The sequence below is a fragment of the Streptomyces mobaraensis NBRC 13819 = DSM 40847 genome, from assembly GCF_017916255.1.
Taxonomy (GTDB): domain Bacteria; phylum Actinomycetota; class Actinomycetes; order Streptomycetales; family Streptomycetaceae; genus Streptomyces; species Streptomyces mobaraensis.
Window position 1 is genome coordinate 747,488 of the sequence record NZ_CP072827.1, and the last position, 24,809, is coordinate 772,296.

Consider the following 24,809-nt stretch of genomic DNA (forward strand, 5'->3'; position numbering starts at 1 on the left):
GTCAGTTGTCTCCCTGGGCGGCGGGGGGTGCGGTGGCGGCGGCGACGACGTCCGGCAGCCATGCGGCGGTGTCACGGAAAGCGAATCCGAGCGCGGTGGCCCGGGAGTTGTCCATGGCGTAGAAGCGGTCGAAGGCGAAGGGCGAGTACGGGCCCTCGGGCACGGCCTTCAGGACCGCGCGTCCGCCGGGAATGCGTTCGGCGAGCAGGCGGCACAGTTCGGCGGCGTCGACAAGCCCGTGCGAGCAGGCGTTCACGGGCCCGGTGAATTCCCGTCCGGCCGTCCAGAAAAGGAAGTCCGCTATTTCGTCGACGTGAATGAAGACCGACGGACGGACGGTCGGCGGAACGGCGATCGGGGCGCCCGTCCGGATGCGGTCGGCGTAGTGCGCGAGGCGTCCGGTGAAGTCGTCGGTGCCGCCCAGCACATGGGCCGTTCGGACGGCGACGGACGGGAAGGCGGGGTCGGCCGCGAACACGGCCTCGGCCTGCCGCTTGCCCTCGCCGTAGCTCCAGGGCTCCGCCGGGGCGCGGTCCACCGGCAGGGAGGCGGCGTCGAAGGCGGCCTCCGGCAGCGGGCCGGAGGCGTCGGCCACACCGTCGTACACCTCGATCGTCGAGGTCATCACATAGCGCCGAGTGCGGCCGGTGAAGACCCGGCGGGCGATGTCCGCCTGGACGGGCGTGTAGCAGACCTGGTCGAGGACGACGTCGAAGGCGCGGTCGCCGAGGGCCGTCCGCAGGGCCGTCTCGTCGTCGCGGTCGGCGACGACGTGGGCGGCGCCGGGCGGGGGCGCGGCCGAGCCGCGGTTGACGACGGTCACCGACGCGCCCGCGTCGAGCAGCCGGGAAATCAGCCGTTTTCCGAAATAGCGATTCCCGCCGATGACGCAGACGTCCCGTGGTGCACCGTCGCGTGGCATGGCCGAAGTCCTCCCGTTCCGGGGCGGATTCCCCGCCCGTTCCCCATCCGTTTTCCGACGCGGACCAGTGTTACCGTGACGGGTCGTTTCCTGAAGGGGGAGTCATGGGAGATCCGGCCGTCCTGCCGAAAGAACCTCGGTATCCGCGCGCCGCGGCCAATGATTCGACGGCGGCCTTTGACGCGGTCGACCGGCGGCTGATCGGCCTGCTCCAGGCCGAGGGCCGGATCACCCTCAGTGAACTGGGCCGGCGGGTGCGGCTGAGCCCGGCCGCGGTGGCCGAGCGGGTGCGGCGGCTGGAGGGCGGCGGGGTGATCACCGGGTACGCGGCCGAGGTGTCGCCGGCCCGGCTGGGGTACGGGGTCCAGGCGTTCGTCCGCGTGAACCCGTACCCCGGCTACACGCTGCGCCACCCGGCGGTCACCGTGCTCACGGACCGTCCGGAGGTGCTGGAGGCGCATCACGTCGTCGGCGAGGACTGCTGGATGCTCAAGGTCGCCGTGGTGGACACCGGGCATCTGGAGGAGGTGCTGGAACGCGTCTCGGCGTTCGGGCGGACGACGACGTCGGTGGTGCTGTCGTCGCCCGTCCCGCGCAAGACGCTGCTGCCGGCCGAGCGGCGGCCGGTCTCCTGACACCGGGCCGGGCCGGCGTCAGCGGTTGCCGCTGCTCTGCGCCTGCTGCTCCCGCCAGTACAGGACGAGGAACAGGGCGAGCAGCAGGTCCTCGGGGAGCGCGTCCCCGTCGGCGCCCTCCAGCCGCACCACGTGCGCCCGGCTGCCGAGCTTGTCGTAGGAGATCTCCAGGGGGCCCAGCGTCCGTACCCGGCTGCCGAGTTGGTCGTAGTCGAGGGTGTACGGGCCGATGCGCCGGAGCCTGCTGTTGAGCTTGTCGTAGGTCAGTTCCCAGGTGCCGACGGCGGTGGGCCGGCCGGTCCACTTGGTGTAGGTGATCTCGGCGGGGCCGACGCGGCGGAGGCGGGTGCCCATGGTGTCGTAGTCGAGCTCCCAGGGGCCGACGCGGTTCGGCCGGCCCATCCGCTTGGCGTAGGTGATCTCGGCGGGGCCGATGCGGCGCAGCCGCGTCCCCAGCGTGTCGTAGTCGAGTGTGATCTCCATGCTCCCTCTCCCCGGCGTTCCGCCGTTTCCCCGGTCAGTGGCCGCCCGTGACCTTGAACCCGCGCGGTACCAGCCACACCGTCAGGACGGTGACGGCCGCCACGATGCCGGCGGAGACGTACGCGGTGGTCGTGAGCGCGTCGTCGAAGGCGGCGCGCGCCGCCTCCAGCACCCGCCGGCCGGTCTCGCCGCCGGTGCGCCGGGCGACGTCGGCGGCGCCGCCGACCGAGCCGCGGGCCTCGTCCAGGTCGGCGCCGCCGAGCGGCAGCCCGGTCATGTGCCCGGTGAAGACGGCGCCGTGGATGCTGCCGAGGAGGGCGACGCCCAGGCCGACGCCGAGTTCGTAGGCGGTCTCGGAGACGGCGCCCGCCTGCCCGGCGCGGTGCGGGGGCACGGCGGAGACGAGCACGGCGGCCGCTGCGGTCATGGCCAGCCCGTCGCCGAGGCCGAGCAGCGCCAGGACCCCGGCGACGACGGGGTATTCGTTGGGCACGGGGGTCAGGGCGAGCAGCAGGAAACCCGCGACCAGCGCGCCGAGTCCGGTGGCGAGGACGGTCCTGACCCCGGCGCGGTGCATGATCCAGGGCGACGCCAGCGAGCCCGCGAGCATGGCCGCCGCCGACGGCAGGGTGCGCAGCCCGGCCTGCGACGGCGAGTAGCCGTGGACGTACTGCAGCCACAGCGAGATCAGGAACAGCGCGGCGCCGATCGCGAGCATGGCGAGCAGGGTGGCCAGCGCGGCGGCCAGGAAGGGGCCGTTCCGGAACAGCCGTACATCCAGCAGCGGATCGCGGGAGGCGAGCTGCCGCCGGGCGAAGAGGGCGAGCAGCAGCACGCCCAGGAGCAGCACCCCCACGTCGGCCGGGGCAAGGCTGCCCTTGGCGACGTGTTTGACGCCCCAGGCGAGGGCCACGACGCCGACGACGGAGAGCAGGGCGCCGAGCCGGTCCAGCCGCCCCTGCTGCGGCGCGCGGTACTCGGGGAGCAGGGGCAGCCCGGCCGCCACCGTCACGACGACGATGGGGACGTTCACCCAGAACGCGGCCGACCAGCCGTACCGTTCGACGAGGAACCCGCCGATGAGCGGCCCCAGGCAGGCGCCCGCGCCCGCCACCGCCGCCCAGACGCCGATGGCCAGCGCCCGCTCGCGGTCGTCGGTGAAGACCGCCCGGATCAGCGACAGCGTCGACGGCATCACCATGGCGCCGCCGAAGCCGAGCAGCACCCGTCCGAGGATGAGCTGCCAGGAGCTGTCCGCCGTGGCGGCGACCACGGAGGCGAGGCCGAAGAGCACGAAACCGGTCAGGAAAAGTCGTTTGCGGCCGAAGCGGTCGCCGATCGCGGCGCTGGTGACCAGCAGCCCGCCGAGGACCAGACCGTAGATGTCGATGATCCAGAGCTGGGCGAGCGGGCCCGGCCGCAGGTGGTCGACGAGCGACGGCAGGGCGACGTTGAGGATGGTGGCGTCCATGGCCACCAGCAGCAGGCTGGCGCACAGCACCGCCAGGACCGCCCAGCGGTCCGCCCTCTTCCCCGGCGCGGACCCGGCGGCCCGGCGCGGGCGGGCGCCGGTCATTCGAGGAGTCCCCGGCGCATCGCCTCGGCGACGGCGGCGGCGCGGTCGGACACCCCGAGCTTCTCGTAGAGGCGCTGGGTGTGCGTTTTGACGGTGCTCGCCCCCAGGTAGAGCTCGTCGGCGAGCCGCGGGATGCTCTTGCCCTCGGCGAAGCCCCGGAGCACCTGCCGTTCGCGGTCGGACAGGACCGTCTCGTCGCGGTCGGCGCGCAGCCGGATCTGCTCGACCAGGCCGCCGGACAGGTCCTCGGAGACGACCTGTCCGCCGCGGGCGACCTTCAGCACGGCGTCCACGATCTCCGAGCGCTTGGCGTCCTTCGCGAGGTAGCCCGCGGCGCCTTCCTGGACCGCCCGGTAGACGACCGCGCCGTCGGTGGTCGCGGACAGCAGGAGGGCGCGGGTCGGCAGCCGGTCGCGGACGATCGCGTGCAGGACGGCGAGGCCGTCCAGGCCGGGGAGCCGGTAGTCGATCAGGGCGACCCGCGGTTCCAGCCGGCGGACGGCGTCGAGGGCGGCGGGTCCGTCGCCCACCTCGGCGACCACGTCGATCCGGCCGTCGAGCAGGAGGCCGCGGGTGATGCCCTCGCGGTAGACGGGATGGTCGTCGGCGACCACCACCGTCACCCGCGTACCGGAATCGGTCTCCATGGGCTCGCCACCACTTCCGTGCTCGCGGACGCCGCCGTCCGGGCGAGCCGCCGGGCCCTGCCGGGTCCCCGACGCCGTCCGGGCCGCGCCGTTGGGACTCTTCCGACGTCCCGCCGCCGTCCGGGCCACACCAAAGGGGCCCGCCAGGGCCCGGAGTGCCCCTTTCGTCCACGATAAGCGGACTGCCGCCCGTCGGCCGCTCCGGACGGGCGGTCACCGATCGGGGGACCCCCGGCTCCCCCGCCCCACGGGCCGGCCGCGGGACCCCGGGCGGGCGGGGCGTCCCGCAGCCTGGAGGGGAAGCGACGGACGAACGGAAGGAGTGAGCGGCATGGCCACGGCGAACGAGAGGGAGACGACGGCGATCGAGCGCGTCGTCGTCGGAGTGGACGGTTCCGCGGGGAGCGTGGCGGCTCTCCGGCTGGGCGCCCGGGAAGCGGCCCGGCACAACGCGGTCCTCTGCCCGGTGTACGCGTGGGCGCCGCCCGGCGGCGAGGCGGCCGACGCCCTCAGCCCCGCCCCGGCCGACGTGTGCGCCCACTGGGAGCGCGCGGCGGCGACGGTGGTGCGCGAGACGTGCGAGGCGGCGTTCGGCCCGGCCCCTCCCGGCACGGTCCTCCGCCCGCGCACCGTGCGCGCCGCCCCCGGCCCCGCGCTCGTGGCGCTGGCCCGCGACCCCGGTGCCCTCCTCGTCGTCGGCACCGGCGGGCACGGCCCGCTCCACCGCGTCCTGCGCGGCTCGGTGAGCCGCCACTGCCTGCGGCACGCCCGCTGCCCGGTCCTCGTCGTGCACCCGGCCCCGGCGGACCACCGCGCGGCGCCGGTCCCGGACGGCAGGCCGCACATGGACGCGCCGGTCCGCGGACCGGACGAGGCGCCCACGGGCCCTGCTCCGGTTCCGGCGGGGCGCTGAGCGGCGGCCGTCCCCGGACAGGCGCCGGCGGCGACCGGTCGCGACGGGGCGCCCGTCGTCCTGTCGCGGAAACGGAACGCAACAGTTCAGAACCGGTCGTGTTCGAGCGGTAGGACGGCGCCGGTGGCAGCGCCCGACACCCCCGCGGCACCCGGCGGGCCACCGCCGACGGCCGGAGCCCGCGCCCGTTCGACCTTGGCTCACTCCTGGAAGCCGCCCTCACCAAGGGTGACATCATGACTACATGACCAGCAGAGGGTGGTGGGCGGAGCAGCCGGAGGGCCACCGGGCCGCAGGCGCCGCCGAGGGCGCGCCGCGCGCCGACCGGGGTGCCGGTTCCCTGACCCTGGGGGCCGAGGAGGAGTACCTGCTCGTCGATCCGGTCTCCCGGCGGCTGCGGCCGGACGCGGAGAAGGTAGTGGCCGAGGCCGCCGCGGAACTGGGCGGGCGAGTCACCCGCGAACTCACGCGCTACCAGGTCGAGGTGCGCACGGAACCGCACCGCGACCTCGCGGACTTCGCCGACGACATCGCGTCGCTGCGGCGCGCGGTGGCCCGGGCGGCCGCGCGCCACGGGCTCGCGCTCGTCTCCAGCGGCACGCCCGTACTGGCGCGGCCCGCGCCGACGGCGTTCAGCGACGGGGAGCGTTACACGCGCAGCGTCGCCGAGTTCGGCGCGCTGGACGACGAACAGAGCGTCTGCGCCTGCCACGTGCACATCGGCGTCCCCGACCCGGACCTCGCCCTCGGCGTCTCCAACCACCTGCGCGCCCGCCTGCCGGTGCTCGTCGCACTGGCGGCCAACTCCCCCTTCTGGGACGGGCGTGACACCGGCTACGCGGGCTGGCGCACGATGACGTGGGCCCGTTGGCCGGCCGCCGGACCGCCGCCGTACCTCGCGTCCCGGGCCCACTTCGAGGACCTCGTCGCGCAGCTCGCCGCGACCGGGGCGGTCATGGACCGCTCCGGGCTGTACTGGGACATCAGGCCCTCGCACCACGTCCCGACGCTGGAGTTCAGGGCCGCCGACGCCGCGTCCTCCGCCGCCGACACCGTCCTGCTGGCGGCGCTCGTCAGGGCGTCGGTCGCCACGGCCCTGGCCGACATCGAGGCCGGGAAGGCCCCGCTCCGGCCCTCCGACGAGCTGCTGCGGGCCGCGTACTGGCGGGCGGCGCGCGACGGCCTCGCCGGTTCCGGCGTCGACGTGCGCACCGGGCGCCTCGCCCCCGCGACCGCGCTCGTGGAGCGCTTCCTGGACGGCCTCCGCCCCGACGTGCTGCGCCGCGACGACATGGCGGCCATCCGCGCCGGCTGGGCGCGGCTGCGCGCCCACGGCAACGGCGCGCACCGGCAGCGCGCCGCGTACCGGGTCCGCCGCGGCCTCACCGACGTCGTGGACCACCTGATCGGGGAGGCTTCCGGGCCGGGGGGTCCGCTTCCGGGCGGGCCGTGAGGCCGGACGGACGGCGAAGCCAGGCGGACGGTGAAGCCGGGCGGACGGTGAAGCCCCGGGCGGGCCGTGACGCCGGACACCGGCCCCCGCGCGGAGCCGCCGCCCGCACGTGATCGACTGTCCCCATGCCGCACGCCATCGCCGCCGACGGAACCCGGATCGCCTACCAGGTGCGAGGATCCGGAGCCCCCCTCGTCCTGCTCGCCGGGCAGGCCAACTCCCACCACTGGTGGGACTCCACCCGCGCCGACTTCCACCCGGCCCGCAGCACCATCACCCTCGACCACCGGGGCACGGGCGACAGCGACAAGCCCGAACGCCCCTACAGCACCGAGGAGTTCGCCGACGACGCCGTGGCGGTCCTCGACGCCCTGGGCGTCGAACGGGCGGACGTCTACGGCACGTCGATGGGCGGCCGGGTCGCGCAGTGGATGGCGATCCGGCATCCGCACCGGGTGCGCCGGCTGGTGCTCGGCTGTACGTCCCCCGGCGTCCGGGGCGTGGCGGCCGACGAGGCGGTCCGGGCCGCACTGGCCGTCCCGGACCCGGCGGCGGTCGAACGGACGCTGCTGGACCTGATGTACACCCCCGCCTGGCGGGCCGCGCACCCCGGCCCGTACGGCGTTCTCGGGGACCCGGCCATGCCGGCCCACGCGCGGCGGCGGCACCGCCTGGCCAGCGCGCGGCACGACGCCTGGGACGCCCTGCCGCGCATCGCCGCGCCCACCCTCGTCGTCCACGGCACCGACGACCGCTTCAACCCCACCGCCAACGCGCACCTCCTCGCCGAACGCATCCCGGGCGCCCGGACGCACCTCGTCCGAGGCGGCCGCCACGCCTACTTCGAGGAGTTCCGGGCGGAGGCGAGCCCGCTGGTGCTCGACTTCCTGACCGCCGGGTCCTGAAGGGTCAGGCCGCGTCCAGCCGGTCGGCGAGGCGCGCGACGTCCTCCGGGGGCAGGATGATGCCGAACTCCTCGGCGAGGCACGCCCCGAACTCGTCGGCATCCACCTTGCGCTCGGTGCGGGAGCCGTCCGTGCGGACGGTGGTCACGGCGGCGGCGTCGAGCACGAGCAGCCGTTCGGCGGTGAACCGCTGGGCGAAGGGGCGCCGGACGAACGGGGAGCGGGGGTGCGTGGAGACGTAGTGGCTGCCGACGACGTAGTCGATGGTGTGGTGCGGGGCCAGGGTGAAGGTGTGGCGGTCGAGCCAGCCGTCGGAGCGGCGCTCGTGCAGCCACCAGTCGTCGATTCCCCGCTCCCCCGGGCGCCGTTCCACGCGGAACCGCCGGCCTTCGAAGTCCGCTTCGACGCCGTCGGCCAGCTCGATCGGTTCCAGGGGGCCCGACCCGAAGCCGACGTCGCAGAGCCACGTCCGCCCGTCGTCCTCGGCCTCGACGGCCAGCAGGGCGTGCGTGGCGGGGAGCATCTTGTCCGCGCCGAGGGTGACCCGGCCCAGCAGGCCGGTGAACCGGAAGCCGAGTCTTTCGAGCGCGGCGGCGAACAGCACGACGTGCTCGAAGCAGTAGCCGCCGCGGCGCCGCCGCACCAGCTTGTCCTGGACCGACTCCACGTCCAGCGGGATCGGGACCCCGAGGATGACGTCGAAGTTCTCGAACGGGATCGACGTGACGTGCGCCCGCTGCAGCGCCCGCAGCACCTCCCGGGTGGGCCGGCGCTCGCCCGCGTACCCGATCCGTTCCAGATAGGCGTCCAGGTCCAGCAGGTCGCCGTGCCATCCCCGGCCGGTCGTCGGCCGGCCGGTGTGCGGCGAGGTCATGGCTCCACCTTTCCGGACCGTGGGGGTCCGCTGTCGTACGTGCCCGGCTAAGCGCCGGTGGCCGCCTTTCATCCTTTTCGGCGACCTGGTCCGACCCTACGTGCCGCGGGCCGCCGGGCCATCCGCCGCCGGTCGGGGACGGGGCGGAGGCCCGGCATCGGGCGGACGGCCCCGGGGAAGCGGTCTCGGGTCCTAGGACCGGCCCGGACCCTCCGGCCGGGGGACAACGGGGTCCCCCGGTCCCTCCCCCGGCCGGCCGAGGCCCGGCGGGCGGGCCGCCGCCTAGCGTGGACGGCAAGGACGAGACGGAGGAAACGGACGGAAACGGAGGAAGCGAGCATGGCGAGGATCAGGACACCGGCCGTCGGCACCGGCAAGGCCGTACGGCACACCCCGCGCACTCCCCGCCCGCACGTCCACGACGGCACCGCCGCGCTCTTCGTGGCCACCCTGGTGGTGCTGGAGGCGCTGGCCCTCCGGCTGACGCCGGTGGCCGACTGGGCGTCGGCCACGCTGGCGCTCGGCGCCGCCCTCGCCGCGGTCGCCGTGGTGGCCGGCGTCCTGGGCCACCGGCCGGGCCGCCGCCCCCTCCGTATGCGCCGCGACCGGCGGCCCCCGGCACCGGACGGTGCCGTGTTCGACGCCGCCACCCGCCGGAGCTGCCCGATCGCCGCCCTGCGCCCCACCCTCCCGGCATCGGACCCGACGGCCGAGAACCGGCTCTACGCGGCCTGGGTCCTCGCCCGGCACGGCCGCGACGCGGCCTGGCTGAGCGCCCACCTGGACCTGCCGGACGCGGTGGCGGACGCCGTGGTCCGGAGGGCGGACGCGGAACGGGCGCGGCCGGGGGCGGACGCCGACCGGGGAGGACGGACCGGGGACCGGCACCCGTGAGGCGCGGGACGGGGCACCGGCGCCGGTGCGCGGAACCCCCGGTGGACCGCGCACCGCACGCTCCCTACCATGCCCTGGTGATCGACAACTCAGGGGAACGACGACTCGCCACGACCACCACCACACTGACCATTCCCACGCCGGACGGCCGGGCCGACGCCTTCGCCGTCCACCCGGAAGGCGCGGGACGGCACCCGGGGGTGCTGCTCCACACCGACGCCTTCGGCCCGCGCCCGGTGATCCGGGAACTGGCCCGTGAACTGGCCGGGCACGGCTACTACGTGCTCGTCCCCCACCTCTACTACCGGCACGGCCCGGCACCGGTGATCGAACTGCCCGACCACATCGGGGAGAAGGAGCGGCCGGACGTCATCGCCCGGGTGATGCCCCTCATCGACGAGCACACCCCCGACCGCGTCCTGCGCGACGCCGACGCCTTCCTCGCCTTCCTGGCCTCCCGGCCCGAGGTGGCCGACGGCCCGGTCGGCGCGGTCGGCTACTGCTGGGGCGCCGTGCTGGCGATGCGCACCGCGGCGGCCCACCCCGGCCGGGTGGCCGCCGTCGCCGGGTTCCACCCGGGGGCCCTGGTCACCGACGCGCCCGACAGCCCGCACCGGCTCGTGTCCACGCTCACCGCCGAGGTCCATCTCGGCCTCGCCGAGGGCGACATGACGCCCGAGGCCCGCGACGAACTCGACCGGGCCCTGGACGCCGCGGGCGCCCTCCACACCATCGAGGTCTACCCGGGCACCGTCCACGGCTTCACCATGGCCGACACCGGCGCCTTCGCCCCCTCCGGGCTGCGCCGCCACTGGGACCGCCTGCTGCCGCTGCTCGACCGCACCCTCGCGCACGGCTGACGGACCGGCCGCTACCGGCCCCCCGCCGCCGATCCCCCGCTCCCGCCCCCGCCCGCCCGGCAGTAGGCGTCGCGCACCGCCCGGTACCCCGGGACTCCGGGGACGCCCAACAGCACCGCCCAGCGCGCCGCGTTCGACTCGATCGCGGCCTCGGCCCGCCGCCGCTCCGCGGGGCTCCCGGCGGCGGCCAGCCGGCGGGCGTGTGCCCAGGCGGTCTCGCGCCACAGGTGGAACAGCCCGCCCGCGGTGGGCCGGGCGACCGGGTTCCAGCGGGCGTCGCCGAGGGCGAGGAGGGGGGCGTAGCGCCGGGCGACGTCCTCGACGGCGGGCTGGTAGGCGCGGTCGAGGACGGCCTGGACGCGTGCGTAGTCCGGCTCGCGGGCGCGGCTCGGTCCCAGCTCCGCCAGGACGTACGGCATGTCGCGCTGGATGTGGGCGTTCGCGGCGAGCAGGACGTCCTGGCCGCCGTTGAGGTCGCCCGCGCGGGCGGCGTCGAAGGCGGCGCGCCAGGCGGCCGGGACCGGGCGGCCGGCCCGGTCCGCGTGGTAGGCGGCCAGGTAGCGGTTGACGAAGCCGGTGTTGAGGCTGCCGCCCGCCCAGGCCGGTTCCGCGAACGCGCCCGCGCGCACGGCCGCCCCCAGGGACTCCTCCAGCCGGGTGCAGACCGCGGCGAAGGGCGCCCGGTGGTCGCAGCCGAGGCCGTCGCGGAGCCGGCGCAGCACGCCGGCCGCCTCGTCCACGCAGCCGGCCGGCGGCCCGGCGCAATGGAGTTCATGGGGTACGGCGCCGGGCGGGTCCGCCGCGGCGGGGTCCGCCGCGGACGGGCCGAGCAGGAGCGGCAGCGAGGCGGCGAGGACGACCGCCCGCCGCACCCTTCCGGATCCGGTCACCGCGCCCACTCCCCGATTCCCCACCACCGTCGACGTCACACCGTGTCAACGACGGCGCGGGGCGGGCGTTGCGGCACATCGGCGAACGTCCCGGCGCCGTCCGGAAGGCCGGACCCCACCGACCCCACGATCCCGATAATCCCCTGCAAACCGCCATGCACCGGTCGTCTCACCCGCAGCCCCCGGGCGTCCGAAAACCTCCCCTCCCGGCGTCCGGCCTCTCGCAAGGGCCTTCCTCCCGGCCGCTTTCCCGACAGAATCTCTGCGCACTGCCTGACCATCCGAACCGGCCGACGGGCCCGCGGCGTCAACCGCCGGGTCGGTGTCGGTCGGTCCATTCTCGGGACACCAGGGGGGAATGTGCATCGCATGCGGGGCATGAGCCGCAGAGGACTGTTACGTGCGGGGCTGGGCGCCGGGGGCGCGGCCTGGGCGGCGGCGCACGCGCTGCCGGGGACGGCGTCGGCGGCACCGACGAGACCGATGAGGGTCGATTCCGCGCCGTGGGCCGCGCCGGCCGTACGCCAGGGGGTGTTCCCCGAGTGGGCGCGCTACGCGCGGGTCGCGGACGGCACCTTCGACGAGGACGCCGATCCCGTCCGCGACATGAAGCCGGTGATCAACACCCTCAAGGCGCAGAACGTCAGCGTGATCGAGCTGGACACCATCCTGTCGAACTGGCTCTCCCAGGCCGACTTCGACTTCCACGTCAAGCAGGTCGGACGGTTCACCGAGCTGGCCCACGCCGCCGGGATCCGGGTGGTCATGTACTACCCGTCGCTGGAGCTGATCAGCGTCGGCGGCGAGAAGGGCCGCTCGTTCTACAAGAACGACCACGGCAAGGACTGGGTGCAGATCTCCCTCGACGGGCAGCCGAACGTCTTCTACGGCAGTCTGGTCGTCTGGGTGGACCCGGGCGACGAGAGCTGCTGGCTCAGCCCCAACTCGCCCTGGCGCGACTACTACCTGGCGCGGGTCAAGGCGCTGGCCGGCTCGGGCCTGGACGCGATCTGGCCGGACGTGCCCATCTACTTCGACGGCAAGGCGAGTTGGTGCGACGCCTCGCCCTGGGCCGCGGCGGCGTTCAAGGCCGACACCGGGCTGCCGCTGCCGAAGAAGGCGGACTTCGGGGACACGGCGTTCCGCCGGTTCGTCGAGTGGCGCCACCGCAACCTGCTCCAGTGGCAGCTCGACATCGCCGCCGCGGGCCGGTCGGTCAACAAGGACCTGGTCACCTTCGTCGAGACGGTGAGCATGGACTACCAGTACGCCACGTCCATCGGCCTGGACGGCGCGTACCTGCGGCAGGCGGAGGGCGTCAGCCACGCCTGGGAGGTGGACATCCTCGGCAACTACGACGGCATGCGGCACGCCACCGCGTCCGACTGGACGTGCCTGATCTCCATGTACAAGTACGCCCGCGCGGCCAGCGGCGCCAAGCCGGCCTGGGCGTTCTCGTACGGCTGGAAGGCCGACGACGCCTCGCTGGTGATGGCCGAACTCCTGGCGGCCGGCTGCAACCCGTACGAGGTGAAGAGCCCGTTCAAGAACGCCACCACCGACGCGAGGATGCGCACCCGGATGTACGGGTTCGTGGCGGCGCACCAGCAGCGGCTCTACGACGCCGTCCCGGCCGCCGAGGTGGGTCTCTACCACTCCACCGCCTCCCGGGACTACGTCAGCCCCTCGGTCGGCACCGGCATGTACGTCAACGCCAAGAAGCCGTCCGGGGTCAAGGAGTGGTGGAGCGAGGGCACCCCGGAGGACAGCTGCGCCACGATGCCGTGGCTGGGCGAGTTCCGGGGCACGGTGAAGGCGCTGGTGTACGGGCACGTGCCGTTCGACACCGTGCCGAGCCAGGGGGTGACGGCGGCGGACCTCGCCCGGTTCAAGGTGCTGATGCTGCCCAACCTCCAGGCCGTCTCGGACGCCGAGGCGGAGGTGCTGCGCGGCTGGGTGGCGGCCGGCGGCACGGCGGTGATCACCGGACCGGCGCCCACCGCGCTCACCGAACTGGGCGCGGCTCGGGACGAGTTCGCCCTGGCCGACGTGCTGGGCTTCCGCAAGCGGGATCCGCTCCCGGCCACCCGGGAGAACCGTTTCGGGTCCGGCACCTGCCACTACGTCAAGGACCTGCCGGGCCGGGCGTTCCTGACGGCCGCCGGGCAGGCCGACCCCGGCGCGCTCCTGGCGCCGGTGCTCGCGGCGGCCCCGCCCGCGGTCACGTACAGCGGCGACCGTCGCGTCCACCTGGAGCTGAGCCGGCTCGGCGACGACACCGTCGTCCAGCTGGTCAACTTCACCTGCTTCGGCGACGGTCCGGCCGCCTTCGCCACCAAGCCCGCGGCCTGCTCCGTGACCCTGGCCGTGCCGGAGGGCAAGCGGGTGACGGCCGCCGCGGTGAGCTCCCCGGACGCGGCCTCGCCCGCCCCGCAGCCGGTGACGTGGACGACGTCCGGGGCGACGGCGACCGTCGCGCTCACGGTGGCGCAGTACTCACTGCTGACCGTCACCATGGCCTGACGGGCGGTCCGCCCGGGCCAGTTCGCGCAGCACCGCGGCGGTGGGCGAGCCCTCCGCCGCGGTGTACGCCACCATGATCTCCTCCGTGTTGTCGGTGAGCTGGAAGGTCTCCCAGGAGAGCTCCAGCGTCATCCCGGCCTCCGGGCCGCGGAGCCGGCAGGTGGCGTGGGTGGTGTCGAGGACCGGCAGCTCGGTCCAGATCCGGTCGAAGTCCGGGCTGGCGGCGCGGAGTTCGGCGACGTGCCGGGCGAGTTCCCGGTCGTAGGGCCAGCGGCCGGTCACCGTGCGCAGATAGGCCACCGTCTCGTGGGCCTTCGACTCCCAGTCGAGGTAGAGCGTCCGGGCCCGCGGGTCGGTGAAGACGATCCAGCCGATGGTCCGCCGTTCCACGGGGTACTCGCCGAAGTCGACGAACACCCGGGTCGCCAGCCGGTTCCAGGCGAGGACGGAGCCGTCTCGGCCGACGAGGTAGGCGGGGCTGCCCTCCAGGGTGTCGAGCAGCCGGCGGACGCTGGGCCGCACCCGGGGCGCGGCCTGTGGTTGGGGACCCTTCGCGGGGGCCGGCTCGGCGGGCGCCGGTTCGTGGCGTTCCGGCCGCGCCAGGTCGCGCAGGTACCGCCGCTCGCCGGGGCTGAGCCGCAGCGCGTCGGCGACGGCGTGCAGGACGGCGTCGGATACCAGGGACGCGTTGCCGCGCTCCAGCCGGATGTAGTGGTCGACGCTCACCGCGGCGAGCGCGGCCACCTCCTCGCGCCGCAGGCCGGGCACCCGGCGCGGGCCGTGCGCGGGCAGGCCCACATCACCGGGGTGCAGCCGGGTACGGCGGGAGACGAGGAAGTCCCGGAGGGCGATCTTGGCGTCCACTCCCGCATTCTGCGCACGCGGCGGGGTCGCGGGAGAGGCGGCAACCGGCCACTTTCCCGGGCCCCGGGCGCGGTGCCAACCCCGCTGCCAGGGCGAGTCCTGCCCTCCCTCGCGGCGCGCCGGCGGGGGATGCTGGTTCCGCTTTCCCGTACGTCCCGCTGTAGTCGTACGTCACTGCACATCCCTGTACGTCCCTGCCGGAGCGTCCGGTTTCGCCGGTACGTCCCGTGCTCCCCGCACGTCCGGTGCCGGGCCGCGGGTCCGGCGTACCCGGTGGCACCGCGCCCGGCCTCGGCGCGGCGACCGCCGTACGCCGGGAACGGCCCCGCGGTCCGGCACCGGCCGGTCCCTCTCCCTTCTGGAGGAGTCGAAATGCCTTGTCCTCTCCCGGCGTTCAGGACCCGGGTGGCACGGGACCACACCACCGTCGGCGGGCGTCGGCGCACCGGGTGGCGGGCCGGGCCCGCCCCACCCGGCGGCGGCGCGGTTCAGCCGCGCGGCGCGCGGACGCGCCACAGGGCGGACGGCCGGTCCTCGCCGCCCGGATGGGACTCGAACGCGATCCACTTCCCGTCCGGCGACCAGCTGGGCGCACCGTCGTACGAGGAGTCGTGGCGGGTGACGCGGACCGGGCGACCGCCCGTCACCGGCACGGCGAAGATCTGCGGCAGCTCCAGGCCGCCGGCGGTGGAGGAGAACACCACCCACTTCCCGTCGGGCGACCAGCTGGGGTCGGTGTGCTCGCCGTCCCCCTGGACGGGCAGCTCGCGGAGCCCGCCGCCGTCCGCGTCCATGACGTACAGGCGCCACTCGTCGCTGCCCTGCCGGCGGCGCTGGAAGACCAGCCGGTCGCCGGCGGGCGACCAGTTGGGCTGCCGGTTGTCGGTGTGGGTGCCCGGGCCGTCGACCAGCCGGGTGCGTCCGGTGCCGTCGCGCCGGACCTTCCAGAGGGAGCCGTCGCCGCCGGAGCCGCCCTCGCGCTCGGTGCTCTCCTGGAAGACGATCCACCGGCCGTCCGGGGAGAAGCTGGGCTCCAGGTAGCCGGTGTCGCCGTCGTGTTCCGTCACCCGCTCGGGCCGGCCGCCGGGGCGCAGCACCCACACCTCGTCGCGGCCCGCGCGGTCGGAGGCGAAGGTGACGCCGGCGGACGGGTTCCAGCTGGTCCCCGGCAGGTTGACGGCGGCCCGGTCGGACTCGTCCAGCAGCGTCCGGGGGGCCGCCTGCCGCCGGGCGCCGCCCAGGGGGAGGGTGCGCAGGGCGGCGGCGCCGGCGTTGTAGCCGTCGTGGAAGACCGTGAAGAGGAGGGACGAGCCGTCCGGCGAGAAGGCGGGGTTCTGGGCGCTGGCCCGGCCGCCGGGGCGGTGGAGGAGTTCGGCACCGTCGCGGCGGGTCTCCGCGCCCGGGCCGGCGGACCGTGGGGAACGGGGGTTCTCACGGTCGTCGGACCCGGAGTCGGAGCCCGCCTCGCAACCCGTCAGCAGGACGGCGGCGGCGAGCAGGGCGGCGAACGGTCGTCTGCGCACCGGGCCGACGGTAGCGCAGGGGGGCGCTCCGAGTCCGCCGGAGGGCGGGATGCCCCGGTTCGCGGTCTCTCCCGCGGTGGCCGGATCAGTCGCCTTCTCAGTCGTCTTCCACGATGAGGCCGATGTGCTGGGCCAGGGCGGGGGCCAGGTCGAAGAGTTGCGGGGTGCTGACGGTGGCGCCGCCCAGGTCGCCCAGCCCGGCGGTGATGCCCAGAGCGGCGGCGTCGCGCAGATCGACCTTGGCCAGCCGGGCCCGTTCGAACCGGGCGCGGTCCAGGGTGGAACCCGGGAAGCGGACGTCGGTCAGCGTCGCCCCGCCGAAGTCCACGTCCCGCAGCAGGCAGTCGACGAACGCCACCTCGCGCAGGGTGGCCCCGCGCAGGTTGACCGAGTCGAGCTTGCACTGGCGGAAGACGACGCGGCGCAGCTCGGCGCCGTGCATCTCGACGCCCGCGAGGACGCCGGCGGTGAACTCGCCGTCCAGCCAGGTGGTGTCCGCGAGGCTGGTGCCGACCATGCGGACGGTGTGCAGCCACACGTCGTCGAACCGCGAACGCCGGAGACTGCCGCGCTCGAAGACCGCCGAGGAGAACGCCGCCTCGCTGAAGAGGGAGCTGCCGCCCTGCGCGTCCTCGAAGGCGGAGCCGTCGAAGTGGACGCTCTCGTAACCGCCGCCCCGCTCCATCGGGCCCGTGAAGGGTTCGAGGCGGTGGGCGTAGGGCAGTTCGGTCAGCTCTCGGGAGGCGGGGATGCGCATGCGTCGCAGACTACGGGGTACGGCCGGGCCGCGTGCCCGCCGCCCCCCGTCCTACGGCGCGGGGGCCGCGGCGGGTGCGCCGAGTGCCTGCAGGACGACGCCGAGCAGCTGCTGGAGGTCGCCAAGGATCTTGGTCACATCGGCGGCGAGGCCGAGGACGTTGGCCGCGGCCAGGTCCATGAGGGCCTGGTTGAGGTCCTTGACGAGCTGGTCCACCACCTTCTGGACGTCCGCGACGAGGTCCCGCTGGGCGGCGCCCGGCCGGCCCGGCTGGACGTGCGCCTTGACGGAGGCGCGCAGCCGCGCGGCCTGCTCCGTCAGCTGCCGCTGCATCTCCCGCAACTTGGTGAGATCCGGCTTGGGCGCCTGGAGCTCCTTGCCGATCCGGGCGCCCAGCGAGAGGATGTCGCCCAGGCTTCCGACCGTGGTCAGCCGGTCGGCGGTGTCCGAGGCGGACACCCCCTCCGCCGCCGGGCGCTCCGGCGCCGGGTCCACCGCGAGGGCCGGCCCGGCGACGGCCAGGACCAGCGAGCAGCAGGCCGCTAGGGCGGTGGTGGTCGTTCTGCTGATGCGCATGCGGGCAACTCCCTCCAGGAACGTCCCTCAGGGGGACGAGGCCCACGGTGTGCCGCCGTGCGGGGCCTCGCAACCGCTCGCCGGAGTGGCGCGAGGCGCTTCCGCCGCGGCCCGCACCCGCTCTGACCTGGCCTCTTGCCGCGGCCGGCCGTTCTTGCCGGGGTCGGCGGGGCGTTCGGCCGGGAGGGTGCCCCGGTCCCGCCCCTTCCCGTTTCCTGCGGGGGCAAGCCCCCGCACCCCCGCAACCGCGCTCCGCGCGGTTGTCCTCAATCGCCGGACGGGCTGAAGTGGGCGCTCAGCCCGAATCCAGCCCGTCCGGCGATTGAGGACGAGCGGCGAAGCCGCGACAAGGGGGTCCGGGGCGCAGCCCTGGAAGAAACGGGAAGGGGCGGGACCGGGGCACCCTCCCCGCCGGGGCACAATGCATCACGTGCCCCGAAACACCATCACCCCCACCACCCCCTGCCCCTGCGGCCTCGACGCCACCTACGGCGACTGCTGCGGCGCCTTCCACGAAGGCGCGAAGCAAGCCCCCACCGCCGAACGCCTCATGCGCTCCCGCTACAGCGCCTTCGCCGTGGGCGACACCGCGTACCTCCTCCGCACCTGGCACTCCACGACCCGCCCGCCATCGCTCGACCTCGACCCGACGGTCCGCTGGACGGGGCTGGAGATCCTGGCGGCCTCCGCCGGGACCGCCTTCCACCAGGAGGGCACGGTGGAGTTCCGCGCCCACTGCGTGGTGCGGGGTCACGAGGACGCGCAGCACGAGCTGAGCCGTTTCGTCCGGGAGAACGGCGCCTGGGTCTACGTGGACGCCGTCTGAAGGCGCTCCGGCTCCCACTCGGCCACGTAGTACTTCACCCGCTCGTCCTCCCCCACCCTCCGCATCCCGGCGGCCGTCATGACGCGGTGGGAGGGGACGTTGTCGTGGTCGGCGTCGCCCTTCACGCACCGGATGCCCCGCTCCCGCGCGGACTCCAGGGCCGCGCGCAGCGCCTCGGAGGCGTACCCCTTGCCGCGCTCGGCGGGCAGCAGCCCGTAGCCGACGGTCACGGCCCCGTCCGCGTCCGCCGGCCCGTGGAAGTCCAGCCCGCCGACCACCCGTCCGTCCTCCCGGCGCCGTATCTCATAGGCCCCCGGATGCCGCCCGGGCCCCTCACGCTCCGCCGTCAGAAACCGCTGCGCGGCTTTCACGTCGTCGTCCTCCGGATACCCGGGCACCCAGTGCGGCAGCCGCTCCGGGCGCTCGGCGGCGATGTTCTCGGCCTCGGCGACGGTGAGGCGGTGCAGGATGAGCCGGGTCGTCACAAGATCGTCCATGACCCGATGCGTATCACCCGCCGCCGCGACCCCGCATCGGATTTTGCCGCGGCACGCAACCCGCCTCGGACCGGGTGATGACCCGCCGGGTAATCGCGGAGCCCCGGCCGCCGCGGGCAGAGTGGGGGCACGGCGAACCGCCGGACTCACAGACGGTCAGGAGACGACGATGCCCGCCTACGCACTCGGTCACTTCCACAGCACCACCCCGCACCCGGACATCGTCGAGTACGTCGAGCGGATCCAGGGGACGCTGGATCCCTACGAGGGGCGGTTCGTGGTGCACGGTGGGGAGCTGGACGTGCCGGAGGGGGTGTGGGAGGGGAGTCTGGTGCTGATCGAGTTCCCGGATCTGGAGCGGGCGCGGGAGTGGTACGCGTCGCCCGGGTACCAGGAGCTGATTCCGCTTCGTACGCCGCACGCCGTGGGGGACGTCGTCCTCGCGGCGGGGGTGCGTTCCGGTTACCAGCCGTCGGAGAAGGCGGAGAGCATTCGGGCGGCGCTGGCCTGACGGGGACGGGCCGGCGCCGCCGATGAGGCGCCGGCCCGGAGGGCGTCAGACGTCAGGTGTCAGCGGACGCGGCCGTACCAGACGCTGTTGGTCCAGATCTTCTCCAGGCGGACCTTCTTGCCGGTGCCGGGAGCGTGCCAGATCTTGTTTCCACCCGCGTAGATGCCCACGTGGTAGACGTTGCTGCCGGAGTGGAAGAACACCAGGTCGCCGACGGAGCGGGAGCCGCGCGAGATGTGCCGCGTGGCGTTGTACTGGTCGGCGGCGACGCGGGGGAGCTTCTTGCCGGCCTTCTTGAACGAGTAGAGCGTCAGGCCCGAGCAGTCGAAGCGGTTGGGGCCGGTGGCGCCCCACTGGTACGGGGAGCCGCTCTTGGACGCCGCGACCTTGACGGCCTGGGCGCCCGGGGTGGCCGCCTGGGCGTCCCCGGCCATGCCGGGGAGCAGGACGGACGCCGCGACGGTGGCGGCGGTGAGGGCCGATGCGGTTCCGGCCCGGGAGATGAGCGCGGGTATGCGAGGCAGCGCAGACATGCCGAGTAAGCCCTTCGTCATCCGCCTGCGAAAGATGACCTGTCGGGTTCGGGCTGACAAAGTTGCCCGGCCACCATGTGGCTTCACCCCTAGGACCACCGCCATCGTGGTCCGTCTTGCCTGGGTCTCCCGCTCCTGCCGATCCGCGTGTATCCGGTCCGCACCCGGAGCGGCGGCAGGACTCGGCGTCCGCCCGGGTCGCCCGCCTCTGTGACGGGTTCTTGGTTGTTCGGTGCATGATCCTGCACCATCCACCGGCGAAATCCGGTGTCGAAACGGCCGTCTGTGAGGTTCTTCACGCCGGCCGGAAGGTTTCGTTCCGGCGGCTTGACCCCCTCTCAGCAGGGGCGACGCCAGGAATTGAGACCGAGTTTCTTCTGCATGGAACTGAGTCCCAGATCCTTGGTCCGGCCGCAGAACTCCCCGGGATCCAGCTTGTATTCGACGTGGAACACCGCCTTGCCGCGCTTCACGAAGGGCGCCAGTTTGTCGCATTCGCCGAACTCGGCGCACTGTTCGTTCACGGCGAAGTCGAAGTCGCCGACGAGGTCCGGGATCTGGTCGAGGTCGTTCTTCAGGCCGACGGACATCCCGCGGTCATGGGCGAGCCGGGCGATCAGGCGGTTGAACGCCAGTTGGTGGGCGGCGGTCAGGGGGAAGCCGGTCTCGTTCCTGAACCCCTCGGTGAGGTCGGGTTCGACGGCGTCGAAGCCCTTCTTCCGGCACATGTCGAAACGTTCCGCCATGATCGGTTCAAGGACGTCCAGCCGCCGGATGTCGAGCCACTTCTCGCCCTTCCAGCCCTCGTTGTCCGCGCCGAGCACCGCCTTGGGGAACTTCTTCGCGTCGGGCCGCCAGTCCTCGTACGCGCCCACGTTGACGTAGCAGACGACCTTGCGGCCGTCGGCGTGCAGCCGTTCCACGGTCGCCGCGTCGTTCTCGAAGCCGTCGATGTCGTAGACGGGGACGTCCACCGAGGTGTCGACCTTCCCGTCGAGCTGCCACTGCCAACGGGTGCCGGGGCGCGGCTGCCAGCGCGCCGCCCGGTCGGCGGGCTTCCCGGACGACGGGGACGACGGAGAGGCCGATTCCGGTGTGGACGGGCCGGCGGACGGGGTGTCCCGGGACGGCGCCGGGCTCGTGCCGCGCCGGGGTTTCCCGGGCGCCGTGTCCCGGTGGCCGGGCCGGGGTCGCGCCGACGCGCTGGACCTGCCGTCCCGCTCGGGCCCGTCCGCTTGGTCCTCGTCCTCCGAGCCCGACCCCGAGCAGCCGGCCACGACGAGCAGGGCCGCGGCGGTCAACGCCCCTGCGCCCAGGGCCCGGCGGGCCCCGCGGCGCCGGGGACCGCCCGGTTCCGGACGTGCGGCTCCCGGAAGTCCGGAGTTCAGGCGCGCGGTTTCCAGGCGCTCGGCGGTGGTGCGGTCTGCCATGGGTTCTCTCCTGTTCCCGGCACCGCGCAGTGCACTCCCGCGCCGCGCAGCCCGGCCGTGCGGGACACATGACCGGCCCGCTCCTGGGGCACACCGTAGACCAAGTGGCAGAAGCGTGAGGGGAGATGGGTCCTCGTCCAGTCGGGGACCCCGGCCCTCCGGTACGCCTCCCAGTCGCCCTCGAAGGTCACGAGCAGGTCGGCGATCCGCGCGTACCCGGGGTCCGGGTGCGTCCCATGATTGAATACGACCGTACGGCACCCCAACGCCCGTGCGCAGACGGCGAGTCGGCGGTACCGGGCGAGGAACTCGGGGGCCGTGGGCACCTGGTCGAGGAACACCCCGTCGACGCCGTACCAGCCGCGGTGCCTGCGGACGTCCGCCAGTACCGCGCGCGGGGGGCGGCGCCCGTAGCCCGTGTCGACGTACCCCAGCACCGGGGCCCCCGCGTCCCGGAGCCGGCCGGCGGCGGTGCGGAAGGCCGGGTCGGGCCGGCGCCCCGGGCCGTCGGCGGCGTTGAGCACCACGCCGCGCAGCGCGGGGGCGGCCCGCAGCAGGGCCGCCCACGCGCCGGGGTCCACCGCCGGGTGGACGTACAGCGGCACGAGCAGCCGCCGCTCCCCAGCCGTCACCGCGCCGCCCGCACCGGCCGGAGCCGGGCCTCGGCCCACAGGTCGGCGAGGGTGTCGTCGAACGCGTACTCCGGCCGCCAGCCGAGCGCCCGGCCGGCGGCCGTGATGTCGGCCTGCTGCCAGGGCAGCGCCGCCGAGCGCGGCGAGCCGTCGCCGCCCTCGTCGACGCGCCCCCGGAACCCGGCGGCCCGCGCCAGCCCCTCGGCGACCTCCCGGGCCGTGTGCGCCGTCCCGCTCCCGATGTTGAGCACGCCGGTGACCGGCTCCGGGGCGGTGACGGCGAGCGCGACCGCGCGGGCCACGTCCCGGGCGTCGACGAAGTCCCGGTGCGCGGAGAGGTCGCCGGTGCGGACGACGCCGTCGGGGCCGGCCTCGCGGATCCCCTCGGCGAGCCGGCCGGGCAGCGAGGTGGGCGGCGAGCCGGGGCCCAGCGGGTTGAACACCCGCAGCACGAGCGCGTCCAGCCCGGACCCGGTGACCGCCAGGGTGCCGGCCAGCTTGGCGGCGCCGTAGAGGCCGAGCGGGGCGGTGGGCGCGGACTCGGTGAGCGAACGGGCGCCGTCCCCCGCCCCGTACTCGGCGGCCGACCCGAGGTGCACCAGCCGGGCGGCGGGCGCGGCCAGCCGCAGCGCCTCGCACAGCACCGCCGGGCCGCGCGCGTTGACGGCGGTCAGGGCGGTGGCGGTGCCACCGGTGACCCCCGCGCAGTTGACGACGGTGTCGGGGGCCGCGCCGCGCAGGGCGACGGCCAGGTCGGCGGGGTCGGCGCCGGCCAGGTCGCAGGGGAGGGCGGCGCCCGGCGACCGGCCGCCGTCGAGCACCCGCGCGCCGGGAAGGGCGCGCAGCCGCTCGGCGGTGTGCCGGCCCAGGAAGCCGGTCGCGCCCAGGACGAGGATCCGCATGCGGGTCGTTCACGCTCCTTTGATCAGCAGGTCGCGGCGGTGGGAGAACTCCGCGTTGGCCCGGTCGTAGTCGTCGGGGCGCCCGATGTCCAGCCAGTAGCCGTCGAACTCGTAGGCGTTCGGCGGCGTCCCGGCGGCCAGCAGGTCGAGGACCAGCTCGTCGAAGCCGAGCGGCAGGCCGGGGGTGTAGCGGGCCAGGGCGGTGCGGGTGACGCCGTAGACGCCCATCGAGACGCGGTAGTCCATGCTGGGCTTCTCGGAGAAGCCGGTGACGCGGCCGGCCTCGGTGGTCAGCACGCCGAAGTCGATGCTGACCTTGCGGGGGTAGGTGGCGATGGTGAGCGGGGCGCCGGAGGCGCGGTGGTCGCGCAGGACGTCGGCGAAGTCCAGGTCGGTGAGGACGTCGCCGTTCATCACCAGGAAGTGCTCGGGCAGCCGGTCCGCCATGGTGAGCAGCGGGCCCATGGTGCCCAGCGGGCTCTGCTCGGTGGTGTAGTCGACGCGCAGGCCCCACTGGGAGCCGTCGCCGACGTAGGCGCGGATGATGTGCCCGAGGTGGCCGATGGCCAGGGTGCAGCTGGTGAAGCCGGCGCCGGCCAGCTGTCGCATCACGATCTCGAGGATGGCGTGCTGGTCGCCGATGGGGACGAGGGGCTTGGGCAGGGCGGTGGTGTAGGGGCGCAGCCGGATGCCCTTGCCTCCGGCCAGGATCACTGCGTGCATGGGTGCCGTTTCCTCTCTGCTGACGTGGCTCGCGTGCGGGGACGGTTCGGATCGCGGGTGTGGACCGGGGGACGGTCACACGGCGTTCGGTCACACGGCGTTCGGTCGCACGGGGTGCGGTCACACGTTGTAGATGCCGGTCTTGTAGCGGGCCAGGTTGGCCGGGTCGCGGAAGAACTCGACGGTGGCGGCGAGGCCGTCCTCCAGGCTGTGCGCGGGCGCCCAGCCGGTGGCGGCCCGCAGCCGGGAGGCGTCGCAGACGAGGCGCATGACCTCGGAGGCGGCGGGCCGGACGCGGGCGGTGTCCTCGCGGACGTCCAGGTCGGTGCCCATGATCTTGCCGATCAGGCCGACCAGGTCGCCGACCGAGATCTCCTGCCCGGTACCGGAGTTGAAGGTACGGCCGACGACGCGCTCGGCGGGCGCGGTGCCGACGGCGCGGAAGGCGGCCACCGTGTCCTTGACGAAGCTGAAGTCCCGGGTGGGACGCAGGTCGCCCAGGGTGATGGTCCGCTCCCCCGCGGCGACCTGCCCGATGACGGTGGGGATGACGGCGCGCATGGACTGGCGCGGGCCGAAGGTGTTGAAGGGGCGCAGGGTGACGACGGGCAGCTCGAAGCTGGCGTGGTAGCTGTCGGCGAGCCGGTCGCCGCCCGCCTTCGAAGCGGCGTACGGGGACTGGGTGTTGATGGGGTGGTCCTCGGTGATCGGCACGGTCTGCGCGGTGCCGTACGTCTCGCTGGTGGAGGTGTGCACCAGGCGGCGGATCCCCAGGTGGCGGACGGCCTCCAGGACGTTGAGGGTGCCGGTGACGTTCGTCTCCACGTAGCTGTGCGGGGCGCGGTACGAGTACGGGATCGCGATCAGCGCGGCCAGGTGGTAGACGGTGTCCGCGCCCTTGACCAGGTCCTGGACGGACCCGGGATCGCGGACGTCACCGAGGACGACCTCGACGGAGTCGAGCACCTCGGCGGGCAGGACCTCCAGCCAGCCGTAGGAGGAGAAGGAGTTGTACTGCACCATCGCCCGCACCCGGTGGCCGTCGGCGACGAGCGCCTCGACCAGGTGCGAGCCGATGAATCCTTCGGCGCCGGTGACGGCGACGCGACCGGTCGCGGTCTCGGAGCCGGTCGCGGATGCGGTGGGGGACGGGGACTGCGGGGTCATGCGGAGTGCTCCTTCGGTGGGCGGGGCGGGCGGGGTCGTGGTAGCGAGCGGCGTGGTTCGGGGACGTACTCGGACGCGCGGTGGGCCGACGTGCGCTGCGGCGCTGTGCGGTCCTGTGGTACTCGGAACGGCCGGGCTCCGGGGCCCCAGGACCGCCGGTACTCGGTGAAGCGGGGCGCGGGCCGCGGGCCGACGCGCGTCGGGCCGGTGCCCGTACCGCCCCGCCGGCCGGCGGCCGTTCCGGCGCTGGGCCCCGGGCCCCCGGCGCGCTCGGCCGGCAGAGCCGGGCCGCC

Annotated in this window: 26 protein-coding genes and 1 riboswitch; of the genes, 9 read left to right on the forward strand and 17 right to left on the reverse strand. The window is 74.6% G+C overall.

Annotation, left to right across the window (positions count from 1 at the left end):
* Nucleotide 1: 1 nt before the first annotated feature.
* Nucleotides 2–922 (reverse strand): NAD-dependent epimerase/dehydratase family protein, encoded by a 921-nt coding sequence (locus J7W19_RS02780; protein ID WP_004944079.1) that lies wholly within the window; start codon nt 920–922, stop codon nt 2–4.
* Nucleotides 923–1,026: 104 nt separating this feature from the next.
* Here J7W19_RS02780 and J7W19_RS02785 point away from each other — a divergent pair, with 104 nt between their 5' ends.
* Complete coding sequence (locus J7W19_RS02785; RefSeq protein ID WP_004944076.1) at nt 1,027–1,557, forward strand: Lrp/AsnC family transcriptional regulator; 531 nt, start codon at nt 1,027–1,029, stop codon at nt 1,555–1,557.
* A gap of 18 nt (nt 1,558–1,575) precedes the next feature.
* On the opposite strand, the gene J7W19_RS02790 is transcribed toward J7W19_RS02785, so the two are convergent.
* Genes J7W19_RS02790 through J7W19_RS02800 form a run of 3 tightly spaced genes read right to left on the reverse strand, consistent with a single transcriptional unit; the run spans nt 1,576 to nt 4,263 of the window.
* On the reverse strand, nt 1,576–2,040 hold the full coding sequence (locus J7W19_RS02790; protein ID WP_004944073.1) for a hypothetical protein: 465 nt from the start codon (nt 2,038–2,040) through the stop codon (nt 1,576–1,578).
* 34 nt (nt 2,041–2,074) lie between these two features.
* Entirely contained in the window at nt 2,075–3,616 is a 1,542-nt protein-coding gene (locus J7W19_RS02795; RefSeq protein WP_004944071.1) for an MFS transporter, read from the reverse strand.
* On the reverse strand, nt 3,613–4,263 hold the full coding sequence (locus J7W19_RS02800; protein ID WP_004944069.1) for a response regulator transcription factor: 651 nt from the start codon (nt 4,261–4,263) through the stop codon (nt 3,613–3,615). The genes J7W19_RS02795 and J7W19_RS02800 overlap by 4 nt, the downstream gene beginning before the upstream one ends.
* A gap of 331 nt (nt 4,264–4,594) precedes the next feature.
* Between J7W19_RS02800 and J7W19_RS02805 the strand changes: the two genes are divergently transcribed.
* The 3 genes from J7W19_RS02805 to J7W19_RS02815 all read left to right on the forward strand — a co-directional run bounded on the left by J7W19_RS02805 (nt 4,595) and on the right by J7W19_RS02815 (nt 7,534).
* Nucleotides 4,595–5,176 (forward strand): universal stress protein, encoded by a 582-nt coding sequence (locus tag J7W19_RS02805; protein WP_004944067.1) that lies wholly within the window; start codon nt 4,595–4,597, stop codon nt 5,174–5,176.
* A 244-nt stretch (nt 5,177–5,420) separates the two neighbouring features.
* Nucleotides 5,421–6,629, forward strand: a complete 1,209-nt coding sequence (locus tag J7W19_RS02810; protein ID WP_004944064.1) for a carboxylate-amine ligase — start codon at nt 5,421–5,423, stop codon at nt 6,627–6,629.
* 125 nt (nt 6,630–6,754) lie between these two features.
* Complete coding sequence (locus J7W19_RS02815; RefSeq protein ID WP_004944061.1) at nt 6,755–7,534, forward strand: alpha/beta fold hydrolase; 780 nt, start codon at nt 6,755–6,757, stop codon at nt 7,532–7,534.
* A 4-nt stretch (nt 7,535–7,538) separates the two neighbouring features.
* On the opposite strand, the gene J7W19_RS02820 is transcribed toward J7W19_RS02815, so the two are convergent.
* Nucleotides 7,539–8,408, reverse strand: coding sequence for an arylamine N-acetyltransferase family protein (locus J7W19_RS02820; RefSeq protein ID WP_004944059.1), 870 nt, complete (start codon nt 8,406–8,408; stop codon nt 7,539–7,541).
* Between the two features lie 339 nt (nt 8,409–8,747).
* On the opposite strand from J7W19_RS02820, the gene J7W19_RS02825 reads away from it, so the two are divergent.
* The gene (locus J7W19_RS02825) at nt 8,748–9,302 is read left to right on the forward strand and encodes a hypothetical protein (RefSeq protein ID WP_004944056.1); all 555 of its coding nucleotides are present in this window, start codon (nt 8,748–8,750) and stop codon (nt 9,300–9,302) included.
* Nucleotides 9,303–9,379: 77 nt separating this feature from the next.
* Entirely contained in the window at nt 9,380–10,162 is a 783-nt protein-coding gene (locus J7W19_RS02830) for a dienelactone hydrolase family protein (RefSeq protein WP_233478053.1), read from the forward strand.
* A gap of 11 nt (nt 10,163–10,173) precedes the next feature.
* Here J7W19_RS02830 and J7W19_RS02835 read toward each other — a convergent pair whose 3' ends face one another.
* Nucleotides 10,174–11,052, reverse strand: a complete 879-nt coding sequence (locus tag J7W19_RS02835; protein WP_158688772.1) for a DUF5995 family protein — start codon at nt 11,050–11,052, stop codon at nt 10,174–10,176.
* Nucleotides 11,053–11,430: 378 nt separating this feature from the next.
* On the opposite strand from J7W19_RS02835, the gene J7W19_RS02840 reads away from it, so the two are divergent.
* Nucleotides 11,431–13,575 (forward strand): type 1 glutamine amidotransferase family protein, encoded by a 2,145-nt coding sequence (locus tag J7W19_RS02840; RefSeq protein WP_233478054.1) that lies wholly within the window; start codon nt 11,431–11,433, stop codon nt 13,573–13,575.
* On the opposite strand, the gene J7W19_RS02845 is transcribed toward J7W19_RS02840, so the two are convergent.
* The 4 genes from J7W19_RS02845 to J7W19_RS02860 all read right to left on the reverse strand — a co-directional run bounded on the left by J7W19_RS02845 (nt 13,549) and on the right by J7W19_RS02860 (nt 17,295).
* The gene (locus J7W19_RS02845) at nt 13,549–14,439 is read right to left on the reverse strand and encodes a helix-turn-helix domain-containing protein (RefSeq protein WP_004944045.1); all 891 of its coding nucleotides are present in this window, start codon (nt 14,437–14,439) and stop codon (nt 13,549–13,551) included. The two genes, J7W19_RS02840 and J7W19_RS02845, sit on opposite strands and share 27 nt — an antisense overlap.
* A gap of 488 nt (nt 14,440–14,927) precedes the next feature.
* Complete coding sequence (locus tag J7W19_RS02850) at nt 14,928–15,962, reverse strand: TolB family protein (RefSeq protein WP_004944043.1); 1,035 nt, start codon at nt 15,960–15,962, stop codon at nt 14,928–14,930.
* Nucleotides 15,963–16,059: 97 nt separating this feature from the next.
* Nucleotides 16,060–16,719 (reverse strand): pentapeptide repeat-containing protein, encoded by a 660-nt coding sequence (locus tag J7W19_RS33375; protein ID WP_004944040.1) that lies wholly within the window; start codon nt 16,717–16,719, stop codon nt 16,060–16,062.
* A gap of 51 nt (nt 16,720–16,770) precedes the next feature.
* Entirely contained in the window at nt 16,771–17,295 is a 525-nt protein-coding gene (locus J7W19_RS02860) for a hypothetical protein (protein ID WP_004944036.1), read from the reverse strand.
* Nucleotides 17,296–17,716: 421 nt separating this feature from the next.
* Between J7W19_RS02860 and J7W19_RS02865 the strand changes: the two genes are divergently transcribed.
* Entirely contained in the window at nt 17,717–18,121 is a 405-nt protein-coding gene (locus J7W19_RS02865; protein WP_040889056.1) for a YchJ family protein, read from the forward strand.
* On the opposite strand, the gene J7W19_RS02870 is transcribed toward J7W19_RS02865, so the two are convergent.
* Nucleotides 18,103–18,618, reverse strand: coding sequence for a GNAT family N-acetyltransferase (locus J7W19_RS02870; RefSeq protein ID WP_040889058.1), 516 nt, complete (start codon nt 18,616–18,618; stop codon nt 18,103–18,105). The two genes, J7W19_RS02865 and J7W19_RS02870, sit on opposite strands and share 19 nt — an antisense overlap.
* 169 nt (nt 18,619–18,787) lie before the next feature.
* On the opposite strand from J7W19_RS02870, the gene J7W19_RS02875 reads away from it, so the two are divergent.
* On the forward strand, nt 18,788–19,129 hold the full coding sequence (locus tag J7W19_RS02875) for a DUF1330 domain-containing protein (RefSeq protein ID WP_004942532.1): 342 nt from the start codon (nt 18,788–18,790) through the stop codon (nt 19,127–19,129).
* Nucleotides 19,130–19,188: 59 nt separating this feature from the next.
* Here the strand turns inward: J7W19_RS02875 and J7W19_RS02880 are convergent, their stop codons facing one another.
* From J7W19_RS02880 to J7W19_RS02905, 6 genes are all read right to left on the reverse strand, one after another.
* Entirely contained in the window at nt 19,189–19,662 is a 474-nt protein-coding gene (locus tag J7W19_RS02880) for a C40 family peptidase (RefSeq protein ID WP_004942533.1), read from the reverse strand.
* Between the two features lie 7 nt (nt 19,663–19,669).
* A riboswitch (cyclic di-AMP (ydaO/yuaA leader) is annotated at nt 19,670–19,820 on the reverse strand.
* 180 nt (nt 19,821–20,000) lie between these two features.
* On the reverse strand, nt 20,001–21,092 hold the full coding sequence (locus J7W19_RS02885; protein WP_004942534.1) for an endo alpha-1,4 polygalactosaminidase: 1,092 nt from the start codon (nt 21,090–21,092) through the stop codon (nt 20,001–20,003).
* Nucleotides 21,047–21,724, reverse strand: coding sequence for a spherulation-specific family 4 protein (locus J7W19_RS02890; RefSeq protein WP_040889076.1), 678 nt, complete (start codon nt 21,722–21,724; stop codon nt 21,047–21,049). The genes J7W19_RS02885 and J7W19_RS02890 overlap by 46 nt, the downstream gene beginning before the upstream one ends.
* A complete protein-coding gene (locus J7W19_RS02895; RefSeq protein WP_004942537.1) occupies nt 21,721–22,626 on the reverse strand; it encodes an NAD-dependent epimerase/dehydratase family protein in 906 nt (301 codons plus the stop codon). Before J7W19_RS02895 ends, J7W19_RS02890 begins: the two co-directional genes overlap by 4 nt.
* 9 nt (nt 22,627–22,635) lie before the next feature.
* On the reverse strand, nt 22,636–23,349 hold the full coding sequence (locus J7W19_RS02900; protein WP_004942539.1) for a nucleotidyltransferase family protein: 714 nt from the start codon (nt 23,347–23,349) through the stop codon (nt 22,636–22,638).
* A 120-nt stretch (nt 23,350–23,469) separates the two neighbouring features.
* Nucleotides 23,470–24,516: an SDR family NAD(P)-dependent oxidoreductase gene (locus J7W19_RS02905; RefSeq protein ID WP_004942543.1), complete on the reverse strand. Its 1,047-nt coding sequence runs from the start codon at nt 24,514–24,516 to the stop codon at nt 23,470–23,472.
* Between the last annotated feature and the right edge of the window lie 293 nt (nt 24,517–24,809).